The organism is Kosakonia sp. WA-90, from assembly GCF_039871955.1.
Classification (GTDB): domain Bacteria; phylum Pseudomonadota; class Gammaproteobacteria; order Enterobacterales; family Enterobacteriaceae; genus Kosakonia; species Kosakonia oryzendophytica.
Map to the genome: position 1 here is coordinate 182,583 of NZ_JBDPLJ010000003.1, position 13,253 is coordinate 195,835.

At 55.8% G+C, this 13,253-nt stretch carries 9 protein-coding genes; 6 read left to right on the top strand and 3 right to left on the bottom strand.

Annotation, left to right across the window (positions count from 1 at the left end; genetic code table 11):
* Position 1: 1 nt before the first annotated feature.
* Positions 2–1,912 carry a PTS mannitol transporter subunit IICBA gene (locus tag ABGA49_RS07375; RefSeq protein ID WP_061492533.1) on the bottom strand — a complete coding sequence of 637 codons (1,911 nt, stop codon included), beginning with the start codon at positions 1,910–1,912 and terminating at the stop codon, positions 2–4.
* Between the two features lie 516 nt (positions 1,913–2,428).
* Here ABGA49_RS07375 and ABGA49_RS07380 point away from each other — a divergent pair.
* From ABGA49_RS07380 to ABGA49_RS07400, 5 genes are all read left to right on the top strand, one after another.
* Complete coding sequence (locus ABGA49_RS07380) at positions 2,429–3,037, top strand: glutathione S-transferase (protein WP_061492534.1); 609 nt, start codon at positions 2,429–2,431, stop codon at positions 3,035–3,037.
* Between the two features lie 93 nt (positions 3,038–3,130).
* A complete protein-coding gene (gene selA, locus ABGA49_RS07385; protein ID WP_347665369.1) occupies positions 3,131–4,507 on the top strand; it encodes an L-seryl-tRNA(Sec) selenium transferase in 1,377 nt (458 codons plus the stop codon).
* The gene (gene selB, locus ABGA49_RS07390) at positions 4,504–6,354 is read left to right on the top strand and encodes a selenocysteine-specific translation elongation factor (protein WP_347665370.1); all 1,851 of its coding nucleotides are present in this window, start codon (positions 4,504–4,506) and stop codon (positions 6,352–6,354) included. The genes selA and selB overlap by 4 nt, the downstream gene beginning before the upstream one ends.
* Before the next feature lie 86 nt (positions 6,355–6,440).
* On the top strand, positions 6,441–7,979 hold the full coding sequence (locus ABGA49_RS07395) for an aldehyde dehydrogenase family protein (protein WP_088238275.1): 1,539 nt from the start codon (positions 6,441–6,443) through the stop codon (positions 7,977–7,979).
* A gap of 142 nt (positions 7,980–8,121) precedes the next feature.
* On the top strand, positions 8,122–8,607 hold the full coding sequence (locus ABGA49_RS07400) for a 4Fe-4S dicluster domain-containing protein (RefSeq protein WP_061492538.1): 486 nt from the start codon (positions 8,122–8,124) through the stop codon (positions 8,605–8,607).
* A 54-nt stretch (positions 8,608–8,661) separates the two neighbouring features.
* On the opposite strand, the gene avtA is transcribed toward ABGA49_RS07400, so the two are convergent.
* Together avtA and ABGA49_RS07410 are read right to left on the bottom strand one after the other, a co-directional pair.
* Positions 8,662–9,954: a valine--pyruvate transaminase gene (avtA, locus tag ABGA49_RS07405; RefSeq protein ID WP_088238376.1), complete on the bottom strand. Its 1,293-nt coding sequence runs from the start codon at positions 9,952–9,954 to the stop codon at positions 8,662–8,664.
* A 107-nt stretch (positions 9,955–10,061) separates the two neighbouring features.
* Positions 10,062–12,098, bottom strand: a complete 2,037-nt coding sequence (locus ABGA49_RS07410; RefSeq protein WP_347665371.1) for an alpha-amylase — start codon at positions 12,096–12,098, stop codon at positions 10,062–10,064.
* A gap of 303 nt (positions 12,099–12,401) precedes the next feature.
* Between ABGA49_RS07410 and ABGA49_RS07415 the strand changes: the two genes are divergently transcribed.
* Complete coding sequence (locus ABGA49_RS07415) at positions 12,402–13,232, top strand: protein bax (protein ID WP_061492540.1); 831 nt, start codon at positions 12,402–12,404, stop codon at positions 13,230–13,232.
* Positions 13,233–13,253: the final 21 nt, after the last annotated feature.

Sequence of the window (13,253 nt, forward strand, 5' to 3'; positions counted from 1 at the left end):
GTTATTTACCGATCAGCGCCAGGACTTCTTCAACGCTGGTAGTATGCGCCAGACGTTCAATGACCGTCTCGTCATCCAGTGCGTTGGTCAGGCTGGTGATCACCTGGATGTGCTCGTTGTTGCGCGCAGCAATCCCGATGACCAGGCGGGCGATGTCTTCTTCGCCCTCGCCAAAGCGAACGCCTTCCGGATACTGGCAGAACACCACACCCGTTTTCAGTACGCGATCTTTGGCTTCCACGGTGCCGTGCGGAACCGCGATAGATTCACCCAGATACGTCGGGGTCAGTTTTTCGCGCTCCAGCATGGCATCTACATATTCCGGCTGAACGTAGCCGCCTTTTACCAGTTGTTCACCAGCAAAACGGATGGCTTCTTCTTTGTTGCTCGCTTTGCGACCAAGGAAGATGTTCTCCGCACCCAGCTTGAACAGATTGCTGTTGGAGGCATCGAAGCTGTCCTGCAGGCTGCTGTTCACTTTGGTCTGGTTGTCGTTGTGGCGCTGTGCAGCCACCAGACGTTCAGTCAGACCGGTGTACAGGCCGCTGTCCAGGAAGTTGGTCAGGGAGATATGCTGCGCCTGCGGTGCCTGGCGCATAGCGCGCTCGGTCAGATCGCGGTGCGTAATCACCAGATCAACGTCAGAGGGCAGGCTGTTAATCGCGCTGTTGGTCACCGAAATATTGGTGAGGCCTGCATCCTGCACTTTCTTACGCAGTACGCCTGCACCCATGGCGCTGGAGCCCATACCGGCATCACAGGCAACGATGATTTTACGTACGTGGCTCAGGTCGTTGGTCACGTCGCCAGCCGCCAGCGGCGTTGCGCCTTTAGACTGTGCTTTCATGTCCTGCATACGACGGGTAGCCGCTTCGATATCTTCATCCTCTTCTTTCACTTTGCTGGTTTTCAGCAGAATGGAGGCGATCACGAAGGAGACGATCAGCGCTGCGAAGATGGCTGTCAGGTTAGCGAAGTACGCACCTTTTGGCGTCATCGCCAGCACGGCCAGGATGGAACCCGGAGAAGCCGGAGACACCAGACCGCCGTTCAGCACGCTCAGGGTGAACACGCCAGTCATACCGCCAAGAATAACGGCCAACAGCAGACGCGGGTTCATCAGCACATACGGGAAGTAAATTTCGTGGATACCACCCAGGAAGTGGATGATAGCCGCACCGCCAGCAGACTGTTTAGCGCTGCCGCGGCCAAAGAACATGTACGCCAGCAGAACGCCCATCCCCGGACCCGGGTTTGCTTCGATCAGGAAGAAGATAGACTTGCCGATGTCATGCGACTGCTGAATACCCAGCGGTGAGAAGATACCGTGGTTGATGGCGTTGTTGAGGAACAGGATTTTCGCCGGTTCAACAAAGATAGACGCCAACGGCAGCATGTCATGCACAACCATGAAGTTAACGCCTGCCGACAGAACTTTGGACAGGACTTCAACCGCAGGGCCAATGCCGAGGAATGCCAGGATAGCGAGGATCATACCGATGATGCCAGCGGAGAAGTTATTCACCAGCATTTCAAAACCGGATTTGATCTTGCCGTCTACAGCGGCGTCAAATTTCTTAATGCAGAAACCGCCCAGCGGGCCGGCAATCATGGCACCGAGGAACATCGGCATGTCTGCACCGACGATCACGCCCATGGTGGTGATCGCGCCAACAACGCCGCCGCGATCGCCGCCAACCAGACGACCACCGGTGAAACCGATGAGCAGCGGCAGCAGGTAAGTAATCATTGGACCAACGAGTTTCGCCAGCGTCTCGTTTGGTAACCACCCTGTAGGAATAAACAATGCGGTGATGATACCCCACGCGATAAACGCGCCGATGTTAGGCATCACCATATTGCTAAGGAAGCGACCAAAGCTCTGCACCTTGATCTTGATATCGGATGACATAAAACACCCCTTCTTATGTTTGCTATCGCACAGGCCGGAAGCCCGAGGTTTGTTTGTTAATGTGGCGGCAGAGGTAGCCGGACCTGGGTTATCAGTGATGCGAAATCTCGCACCGAATGGGCGTACTGTCCAGATGGTGCTTTTTTGTGTGATCAAAATCACATTAATACGGGGGGATATCGGGTCTTTATGGTGATCATGATCACAAAAATCGTGTGTAAAAAAAGAACAAAGAATAAAAAACAGGCTGAACAAGGCATTAAATGTGACTAACTTCGCATTTTCTCTCGGACACTTTGTTATTTATTTGTGATATTGATCACAAGATATTTTCGCCAGGACTTTTCTGAGTGTGATCGATCGCAAATTGTGTCTTTTTCAACCAGTTCGATTTGTAACTCCCTTTCATTTGCGGCTGTGGTGCTAATCTGGGCGGTAAAGTTTGCATATTGATGAAACGGTCTGATTCCGTTGGTGCATACTTAATTTCTTAGTTGGCGAAAAAAGGACCAGGCAATGAAACTGATTGGCAGCTACACCAGCCCTTTTGTACGCAAAATTTCGGTGATCCTGTTGGAAAAAGGGATCACATTCGAATTCATCAACGAACAGCCGTATAACGCCGTTAACGGCGTGGGGCAATTTAACCCCCTTGGCAAAGTCCCGGCGTTGGTGACCGATGACGGCGAAGTGTGGTATGACTCGCCGATTATCGCGCAGTACATTGATTTATTAGGTATTGCACCGGCGATGTTGCCAGCGGATGCGAAAGCCGCGCTAAAAATTCGCCAGCTTGAAGCACTGGCAGACGGCATTATGGACGCTGCGCTGGTGTCGGTGCGTGAGCTGGCGCGCCCGGTGGAGCAGCAGTCTGAAACCGAACTGCTCCGCCAGCGGGAAAAAGTGAACCGCGGGCTGGATGCGCTGGAAAGCTATTTGCGTGACGGAACACTGCATGTTGATAGCCTCAATCTGGCGACCATCGCGATAGCCTGCGCCATCGATTACATCAACTTCCGCCACGTTGCGCCCGGCTGGTGTGTTAATCGCCCGCTGCTGGTCAAACTGGTGGAAAACTTGTTCCTGCGTGAGAGCTTCGCCCGCACTGCGCCGCCAAAGGCGTGATAACCATGATGTCCGCCTGAACAAAGTCGCTGTACAATCCCCTCACGTCAAATTGCCCCTGACGGGAGGGGCAACCAACAGCCAGGCCTTTTCATGACTACTCTTTACAGCCAGATCCCTTCTACCGATCGCCTGTTACGTGACGAGGCGTTCACTTCTCTGTTAGCGACGTTTGGTCACCAGCGCGTGGCCCAGGCGTTGCGCCAATTACAGGATGAAGCGCGTGAGCAGATCCGCACTGCGCAGACACTACCCGACTGGTGCGAAAATTGGGCGGCGGAAACACAACGGCGACTGGAATGCAGCGAAACCAGTGCGTTGCGCCCGGTATTCAATCTCAGCGGGACGGTGCTGCATACCAATTTAGGCCGAGCGATACAGCCGCTGGCGGCGATCGATGCGGTCGCTCAGGCGATGGGGTCACCGGTAACACTGGAGTACGATCTCGATGGTGCCGGACGGGGTCATCGCGATCGGGCGCTGGCCGATCTTTTGTGTCAACTGACCGGTGCGGAAGATGCCTGTATTGTGAATAACAATGCGGCGGCAGTGCTGCTGATGCTGGCCGCCACGGCGGCAGGCCGGGAAGTGGTTGTGTCGCGCGGCGAACTGGTGGAGATTGGCGGCGCATTTCGCATTCCGGATGTGATGCGTCAGGCTGGCTGCGTATTGCATGAAGTCGGCACGACCAATCGCACCCACGCAAAAGATTATCAGCAGGCCATTAATGACAATACTGCACTGCTGATGAAGGTACACACCAGCAATTACCATGTCGAAGGGTTTACCAAAGCGGTGAGCGAGGCCGAACTGGTTACGCTGGCGCAGGCGTCCGGGTTACCGGTGATTGTCGATCTTGGCAGCGGTTCGCTGGTGGATTTAAGTCTTTATGGGTTGCCGCAGGAACCCATGCCGCAAGCGCTGATCGCCGCAGGCGTGAGTCTGGTGAGTTTCTCCGGCGATAAACTGCTGGGCGGCCCGCAAGCCGGGATTATCGTTGGTAAAAAAGCGCTGATTGCGCAGTTGCAGCAACATCCGCTGAAACGCGCCCTGCGTGCGGATAAAATGACGCTGGCCGCGCTGGAAGCCACGCTGCGTCTTTATCTGCACCCGGAGAAGCTCCGGCAAAACCTCCCGACCCTGCGCTATTTAACACGCCCGGAACCGGAGATCCGCGAGCAAGCGCAGCGTCTGTGTGCTGCGCTGACGTCGCGCTATCGTGAGTTTGCTATTCGGGTCGAGGCTTGTCAGTCGCAGATTGGCAGCGGTTCGTTACCGGTGGACAGGCTGCCAGGCGCTGCGCTGACGTTTACTCCCCACGACGGTAGCGGCCGTCGACTGGAAGCGCTGGCGATGCAGTGGCGGTCACTGCCGCAGCCGGTGATTGGCCGTATCTATGATGGCCGCCTGTGGCTGGACTGCCGCTGTCTTGAAAATGAATCCCGCTTGCTGGAGATGTTGCTGAAATGATTATTGCCACTGCCGGGCACGTAGACCACGGCAAGACCACCCTGATTGAAGCCATTACCGGCGTGAACGCTGACCGTTTGCCGGAGGAAAAAAAACGCGGTATGACCATCGATCTCGGCTATGCCTACTGGCCGCAGCCAGATGGGCGGGTGCCGGGTTTTATCGATGTTCCGGGGCATGAAAAATTTTTGTCGAATATGCTGGCGGGCGTTGGCGGCATCGATCATGCCTTGCTGGTGGTGGCCTGTGACGATGGGGTGATGGCGCAGACACGCGAACATCTGGCGATTTTGCAGTTAACCGGTAACCCGGCACTGACGGTGGCGCTGACGAAAGCCGATCGTGTGGATGAGGCGCGTATTGCCGACGTGCGCGAAGAGGTGCAAAACACCTTACGTGCTTTCGGTTACCCGCAGGCGACCCTGTTCGTCACGGCGGCTACGAGGCAGCAGGGGATTGATGAATTACGCGCGCATCTGCTGCAACTGCCGGAGCGGGCGCACCCGGAACACCAACGCTTTCGCCTGGCGCTGGATCGCGCGTTTACCGTCAAAGGGGCAGGGCTGGTGGTGACCGGTACGGCGCTATCCGGCGATGTCCGCATCGGCGATACGCTATGGCTGACCGGGGTGAATAAACCGATGCGCGTGCGTGGTCTGCATGCGCAAAATCAGCCCGTTGAGCGGGCGCAGGCCGGGCAACGTATCGCCCTGAATATTGCTGGCGATGCGGAAAAAGAGGCGCTGAGTCGTGGTAACTGGCTGCTGTCGCAGCAACCTCCCGAGCCCACGGAGCGGCTGATTGTCGCCCTGCAAACACATACGCCGCTGACGCAGTGGCAATCTCTGCACATCCATCATGCCGTCAGCCACGTTACTGGCCGCGTGTCGCTGCTGGAGAATGACCTGGCGGAGCTGGTGTTGGATACGCCGCTGTGGCTGGCGGATAACGATCGATTGGTGCTGCGGGATATCTCCGCGCGCAGCACGCTGGCGGGAGCGCGGGTAGTGGCACTGAATTCGCCGCGCCGGGGAAAACGTAAAACGGACTATCTGAACTGGATCACCGCGTTGGCGCAGGCGACCGATGATGCACAGGCGTTGTCGGTGCATCTGTCACGCGGCGCTGTCGAACTTACGGCCTTTGGCTGGGCACGCCAGCTCAGTCCGGACGGGCTGGAGAGATTACTGAACCAGCCGGGATTTATCCGCGCCGGAGATAATCTGCTCGATGCACCGGTGGCGGCGCGCTGGCAGCGAAAACTGCTGGAAACGCTGGCGACCTATCACGAGCAGTATCGCGAAGAGCCGGGACCGGGGCGCGAGCGTCTACGACGCATGGCACTGCCAATGGAAGACGAAGCGCTGGTATTAACCCTGATTGAGCGTATGCGCGAAAGCGGTGAGATCCACAGTCATCACGGCTGGTTGCATTTGCCTTACCATAAAGCAGGTTTTACCGATGAACAGGCGCAATTATGGCAGAAAGCCGCGCCGCTATTTGGCGATGAACCCTGGTGGGTGCGGGATGTGGCACGCGAAGTCGCGGCCGATGAACAGGTGATGCGCACCGTATTGCGGCAAGCCGCGCAGCAGGGGCTGATTACGGCGATCGTGAAAGATCGTTATTACCGCAACGATCGGATTGTGACGTTCGCCACGATGATCCGCGAGCTGGATCAGGCGCGCGGCACTACCAGTGCGGCGGACTTCCGCGACCGGCTTAACGTCGGGCGTAAGCTGGCTATCCAGATCCTTGAGTATTTTGACCGCATCGGTTTTACCCGCCGTCGCGGCAACGATCATATCCTGCGCGACAAAGCATTGTTTACCAAAGAAAACGACTGAAGATTTGTTTTAAGTTATTGCGGACTGGCGAATATTTCGCCAGTCGCGTCTACCCTTGTAAGGATAACTGTCGCAAGGAGACGCCGATGACCACCTCCCTCTCAACGCCCTCTATCCAGCCCGGGAAATACGGTTTTCCCCTGACGTTAAAAGCCCGCTATGACAACTTTATCGGTGGCGATTGGGTCGCCCCCGTGGCGGGCGAGTATTACCCGAATCTTACGCCAGTGACCGGTCAACCGTTGTGCGAGGTTGCCAGCTCCGGCCCGCAGGATATTGACCTCGCACTGGATGCCGCCCACAAAGCCAGAGCGGCATGGGGAGCGATGTCCGTCCAGGCACGGGCGGCAATATTGCTAAAAATTGCCGATCGCATGGAGCAAAACCTCGAACTGCTGGCGACAGCGGAAACCTGGGACAACGGTAAACCGATCCGCGAAACGCAAGGCGCAGACGTGCCGCTGGCGATCGATCATTTCCGTTATTTCGCGGGCTGCATACGTGCGCAGGAAGGCGGGATCAGTGAACTTGATAACGATACAGTGGCGTACCATTTTCATGAACCGCTCGGGGTAGTCGGGCAGATCATTCCGTGGAATTTTCCGCTGTTGATGGCGTGCTGGAAAATGGCCCCTGCGCTGGCGGCTGGAAACTGTATTGTGCTGAAACCTGCACGTCTGACACCGCTCTCGGTACTGTTGCTGATGGAGATTATCGGCGATCTGCTGCCGCCGGGGGTCATCAATGTGGTAAACGGCGCAGGAGGCGAGATTGGCGAATATCTCGCCACTTCAAAACGCATCGCCAAGGTGGCGTTTACTGGTTCGACAGACGTGGGCCGACAAATTATGCAGTACGCCACACAAAACATTATTCCGGTGACGCTGGAGCTGGGTGGAAAATCACCGAATATTTTCTTCGCCGATGTGATGGATGAAGAAGACGCCTACTTCGATAAGGCCCTGGAAGGGTTTGCCCTGTTCGCCTTCAACCAGGGTGAGGTGTGCACCTGTCCGAGTCGGGCGCTGGTGCAGGAATCCATCTACGAGCGCTTTATGGAACGCGCGATTCGCCGGGTTGAAAGCATTCGTAGCGGTAACCCGTTAGACAACACCACACAAATGGGGGCGCAGGTTTCACAAGGGCAGATGGAGACCATTCTCAATTATATCGCCATAGGCCAGCAGGAGGGAGCGGACATTCTCACTGGCGGGCGGCGTAAAGTGCTGGCGGGGGATCTGCAAACAGGTTACTACCTGGAGCCGACAATCCTGTTTGGTCAGAATGCGATGCGCGTCTTTCAGGAGGAGATTTTCGGCCCGGTGCTGGCAGTCACAACCTTCAAAACGGAGGATGAAGCCCTGGCACTGGCCAACGATACGCTCTATGGCCTCGGCGCAGGCGTCTGGAGCCGTAACGGGTCATTGGCCTACCGAATGGGGCGTGGCATCCAGGCCGGACGCGTATGGACCAACTGCTATCATGCCTATCCTGCACATGCAGCGTTTGGCGGCTACAAGCAGTCGGGGATTGGGCGTGAAACCCACAAGATGATGCTGGAGCACTACCAGCAAACCAAATGCCTGTTAGTGAGTTACTCCGACAAGCCACAAGGGCTGTTCTGACCCGCGCGTTAACACATCGTTAAGGCAAAGCGCCAGACATGTTCATGCAGATGACAAATCTGGCGACTTTCCCTGCCGCGATCAAAGCGCCGCCATGACGTTTTCTGGCACCCTTGTTTTTTTGTGTCAGGCGGAGTGGAGAATGAACCGTTTTATTATCGCCGATCCGGGTAAGTGCATTGGCTGCCGCACCTGTGAAGTGGCCTGTGTGGTGTCGCACGAGGACAACCAGGATTGCTCGGTCGTCAAACCCACCACGTTTTCCGCACGCATTCGCGTGGTAAAGACCGGTACGTTCTCTACGGCAGTGACCTGCCATCACTGCGAAGATGCGCCTTGCGCCAATGTTTGCCCGGTCGGGGCGATAAGCCGTGTTGAGGGGGCGGTGTGCGTGGAACAGTCCCGCTGTATCGGCTGTAAGAGTTGCATGATTGCCTGCCCGTTTGGCGCCATGCAGGTCACCGTGCTCAATAACCGGGCGCAGGCGCTGAAGTGCGATTTGTGCCAGCACCGTGAGAATGGCCCTGCCTGCGTGGAAGCCTGCCCGACCGGTGCGCTAAGCTGCCTCAACCCGTCAACGCTGCGGGAAAATCGCCTGCGTGGTCAGTTAGCCGGGTGTGTTGCCTGATTACGCGCGTAAAAAAGCCCCCGGTAAGGGGGCGTATTATGCGGTTGTCCGGCTTCAGTTTTCCTGCCAGGCTTTTTCAACTTCTTCGGCGAGAATTTTCACACCCTCTTCGATCAGCGAGGGTTCCGGCACATAGTTCATACGCATGCACTGATGAGTATGCGGCCAGGGCTTATCCAACCCCGGGAAGAAATAATCTCCGGGCACCATCAGGACACCGCGTTTTTTTAACCGCTGATACAGCAGCTCCGTGCTGATGGGCAGATCCTTAAACCACAGCCAGAGGAATATCGCCCCCTCCGGCTTGTGGATCAGGCAGCGCTCTTCAGGTAAATAACGGCGCAGCGTGGCGATGGTTTCCTGCACCCGCTGGTAGTAAAAAGGTTTTATCACCTCTTCGGACAGGCGCAGCAGGTCTTTGCGTTTGATCATTTCGCACATCATTGCCGGACCGATACCGCCTGGTGCCAGACTGATGATGCCGTTCATGTTGCGGATTGCCGAGATCACTTTGTCATTGGCGATAATAATGCCGCAGCGGCTGCCTGGCAGGCCCAGCTTCGACAGACTCATGCACAGGATAATATTCGGGTTCCACAGCGGGCGCGCTTCGCTAAAGATGATCCCCGGAAAAGGCACGCCGTAAGCGTTATCGATCACCAGTGGAATGTTGTGCTGATTAGCCAGCACATCCAGTTTCATCAGCTCTTCATCAGTAATGACGTTGCCGGTCGGATTGGTCGGACGCGAGACACAGATCATGCCTGTCTCTTCGCCAATGTGTAGGTGTTCGAAATCGACGTGGTATTTGAACTGGCCTTCGGGTAACAGTTCAATATTGGGCCGTGCGGAGACGAACAGGTCTTCTTCCAGCCCTGAATCCGCGTAACCGATATACTCCGGTGCCAGTGGGAACAACACTTTTCTGGTGCTTCCATCGGCGCGGCGACCGGCAAACAGATTGAATAAGTAGAAAAAAGCGCTCTGACTGCCATTTGTCAGTGCAATATTCTGCGGCTCAATATCCCAACCTAATTCTTCGCGCAGCATGCCTGCCAGCGCGGTCAGCAGCTCGGTTTTGCCCTGCGGACCGTCATAATTGCACAGCGCATCAGTCGCTTTGCCGTTTTCCACCATCTCTGCCAGCAGCTTGTGGAAATAATCGGTCATCGCCGGAATTTGCGCCGGGTTACCGCCGCCAAGCATGATCGCGCCAGGCGTGCGTAAACCGTCGTTGAGATCCTCCATCAGGCGTGTAATGCCTGCATGGCGGGTGAATTTGTCGCCGAAAAGTGAAAATGTCATCGCTACTGTTCTGCCGGACTGCTGTTCAAAGTGGCTAACCATAGCGCTCTGAAAGGCAGGGTGCAAATTGCACCCCGATGCTCTCTGTCGTACTTTATTCCTGTTCGGTCCAATAATTTGGAGTTATATGCTGATATTTGCCTTATGACTCAGCGCTGCGGCAGCCCGGCCCAAATCACCATCACTTTGTCATTGCCCGATTCGCGAACGAATCCGTAACCCTGCGGTAGCGTTAGCGTTGTCTGTTTCCCTGCGCCGAGCGCCGGATGGCGAGCACGGAACTGGCCCAGTGTCTGCCAGTGGCGCAAGCTCTGGGCGGCGCTACCGTTCAAATCCTGCCAGTTCATATCTGAGCGCGTGCCCTGTAACGGGTCCGAACCGGTGGGGCCAAAGGGACGCGCCGATTCATCGCCGTAAAAGATCTGCACCGCGCCCGGGGCAAGCAGCAGAAGTTCTGCCGCCTGCTGTCCCCCCTCGCGGAACAGGCGGGTGTCGTGCGAGGAGAGATAACTCAGCACGTTGAAGTTCTGCAATTTATCGGCCATCTGCTGCCAGATCGCATCCATATTCGCCAGACAGGGCACAGCACTGGCCGCCTGCTCCTGATAATCGAAGTTGATCATCGCATCAAAACCATGCTGGTAATAGTCGCTGCGCATCACGCCGTGGCCCCAGGATTCACCGGTCATCCAGAAGGGGGCATCGTCAATTTTCTTCTGCGGATTGGCCTGTTTCCACTCCGCCAATGCCTGCGTCGCCTGGGTTTTCAGTTGTTGCCAGGCATCCCGTTCAACGTGTTTGGCGGTGTCCACGCGAAAGCCATCAATGCCATAGTCCCGTACCCATTGGCTCAGCCAGTGGGTGAGGTAATCCCGTGGCGTAAAGCCGCTGATTTCCTGCGCATGGGTATCGGGTTTATGCCGGTAAAAGACCGGCAGACCGGAAGGCGTGGTGGATTCGGTTTTCAGGTCGGGCAGAAACGCCAGCGACATGGTGAGATCGTCAACGCCGGGGCTGTCGTAATCGCCAATGTCGGTACGGATCCACGCTTTTCCCCACCAGTTTTGCCAGGCGGTTATATCGCTGAAGTTGATGTAATCGTTAAAGCTGTGCCAGTTCTGTCCGGCCGCGGGACGCCAGTCTGTCCAGTGCTGACCCAGGATTTTCTCGCGTTCACCCTCTCTCAGATAGAGCGCACCAAAGCCGAAGGTTTGCATATCCGCCAGCGTTGCATAGCCGGTGTGGTTCATCACCACATCAAACAGGACGCGGATCCCCCGTTTGTGCGCTTCGTCCACCAGAGTACGGAGATCATTTTCGGTGCCCATGTTGGCGTCGAGACGGGTCCAGTCCTGAGTGTAATAACCGTGATAGGCATAATGAGGGAAGTCCCCTTTGGTTCCACCGCCCACCCAGCCGTGGATCTGTTCCAGCGGTGAACTTATCCACAGTGCGTTGATGCCAAGTTGTTGCAGATAATCCAGTTTGGTCGTCAGTCCTTTCAGGTCACCGCCGTGAAAGGTACCAATGTCCTGCAGACCATCTTTATGCCGACCGTAGCTGTTATCGTTACCCGGATCACCGTTGACGTAGCGGTCGGTGAGCACGAAATAGACAGTCGCGTTGTGCCATTGAAAGGGGGCTGTACCTTGCGTGTCTGCTGACTCCAGCAGTAATAAACCGTCACTGTTTGCGGCTGGCTGTAAGGTGACCTTGCCATCGCGCACGGTAGCCGTGCGCTGACTGTAAAAATCCCGCACCTGGCTGCCTTCTGCGAACGTGTTACCTACCGCAATGGTGAGCGGTTTGTCGTCGCGAACCGGGCATTGACGCTGTGCGGTAGCAGGCGTCGCCGCAACGTCATTTTTCACAGTGAGCATCAGCGTGGGTGTGCCGGAGCGGGTATCTATCTGTAACCGATAATCGCCATCGCGGAAGATCCGCCACGGCGGCGCGTGACCTGTACAGGGTATCAGCGACAGCGTCTGGTTCAGTTTAATGCCATCCGCTGGCTGCCAGCACTGTTGACCATCCTGCAAGGTAAAGGGCTGCGCGCCCTTCTTTAACGCAGCTTCACTGTGCCAGACGCCAGCGCCACTGCTGCTGAAGGGCGGGAAACCGCGGACAGTCCAATCGGCGAGCGCGAGCGTGGGCAAAAAAAGCAGTAACAGCGCGGCGTGTTTCATATGCAGTCCCTGTGAGAGCGATTGTGGCTCAGTTTGCCACGACGGGCGGGCGGGGAACTCCTCCCGCAAGACGTATTGCGGGGGAGGAGGGGAAAGGGGGATCGAACCCGGTTTATTTGCGATAAACACCACATTTACGGGAGATTGTTTGTTTTATGTGCAGTTTCTCCGTGACATGATTTCAGAATTGGATTATTTCTGTACGTGCTCTTGCAGGCTATTTTTGGTATGATTTGAGATTCAGCTCTCAAAATTGTGCAAAAAAGAAGGTGTTGGAATGTTCATATCCGACCAGGAGACTTAATGATATCGATACCCATGCGACGACCTGGGGCGACGATACTCATGTTTTTCACCCTGATGTTTTCAGGGGGAGTGCTGGCAAAGACACACACAGCAGAAACAGCGAGTCACAAAGCCCACGTCACTAAGGCAAGCGTAAAAAAACAGGCAAGCAGTAAACAAGAGTATTCTCGCAATAGTGTAAATAGCAGTTCACTTCCTGATTTGCGAAAATACCCTTCCGGAACCCCAAGGAAAAAAGCGTTTCTCCGGACAGTAATGCCTTATATCACCAGCAAAAACTCAGCGATTGCCGCCGAGCGTAACTGGTTGCTCAGTAAACAATACGACAGTCAGTGGTCGCCTGCCGAACGCACGCGTCTGAAGGAACTGACCAAACGCTACAAAGTGAGCTGGTCCGGGAATACGCGCCGTATTCCGTGGAACGTGCTGCTGGAGCGTGTGGACATCATCCCGGACAGCATGGTGGCGACAATGGCGGCAGCGGAAAGCGGTTGGGGAACCTCGAAGCTGGCGCGGACGAACAACAACCTGTTTGGTATGAAGTGTGCCAAAGGGGCATGTAAAAACGGCCCGGGTAAGGTGAAAGGTTACTCTCACTTTGAGTCCGTGCAGGAGTCTGTTGACGCCTATGTTACCAACCTGAATACACACTCTGCGTACGCCTCTTTCCGTAAGTCACGGGCGCAGTTGCGTAAAGCGGATCAGGAAGTGACAGCGACCAACATGATCCATAAGCTGCAGGGTTATTCGACCCGGGGCGCCAGTTACAATAACTATCTGTTTGCCATGTATCAGGACAATCAGCAGTTAATTGCCTCTCATATGTAATCTGCCAAATGCCTTCCACCC

Coding starts and splice junctions, on each gene's coding strand:
- ABGA49_RS07375 (WP_061492533.1), bottom strand. CDS start 1,912: ATGTCATCCGATATCAAGATCAAGGTGCAGAGCTTTGGTCGCTTCCTT.
- ABGA49_RS07415 (WP_061492540.1), top strand. CDS start 12,402: ATGATATCGATACCCATGCGACGACCTGGGGCGACGATACTCATGTTT.
- ABGA49_RS07395 (WP_088238275.1), top strand. CDS start 6,441: ATGACCACCTCCCTCTCAACGCCCTCTATCCAGCCCGGGAAATACGGT.
- ABGA49_RS07380 (WP_061492534.1), top strand. CDS start 2,429: ATGAAACTGATTGGCAGCTACACCAGCCCTTTTGTACGCAAAATTTCG.
- avtA (WP_088238376.1), bottom strand. CDS start 9,954: ATGGTTAGCCACTTTGAACAGCAGTCCGGCAGAACAGTAGCGATGACA.
- ABGA49_RS07400 (WP_061492538.1), top strand. CDS start 8,122: ATGAACCGTTTTATTATCGCCGATCCGGGTAAGTGCATTGGCTGCCGC.
- selA (WP_347665369.1), top strand. CDS start 3,131: ATGACTACTCTTTACAGCCAGATCCCTTCTACCGATCGCCTGTTACGT.
- ABGA49_RS07410 (WP_347665371.1), bottom strand. CDS start 12,098: ATGAAACACGCCGCGCTGTTACTGCTTTTTTTGCCCACGCTCGCGCTC.
- selB (WP_347665370.1), top strand. CDS start 4,504: ATGATTATTGCCACTGCCGGGCACGTAGACCACGGCAAGACCACCCTG.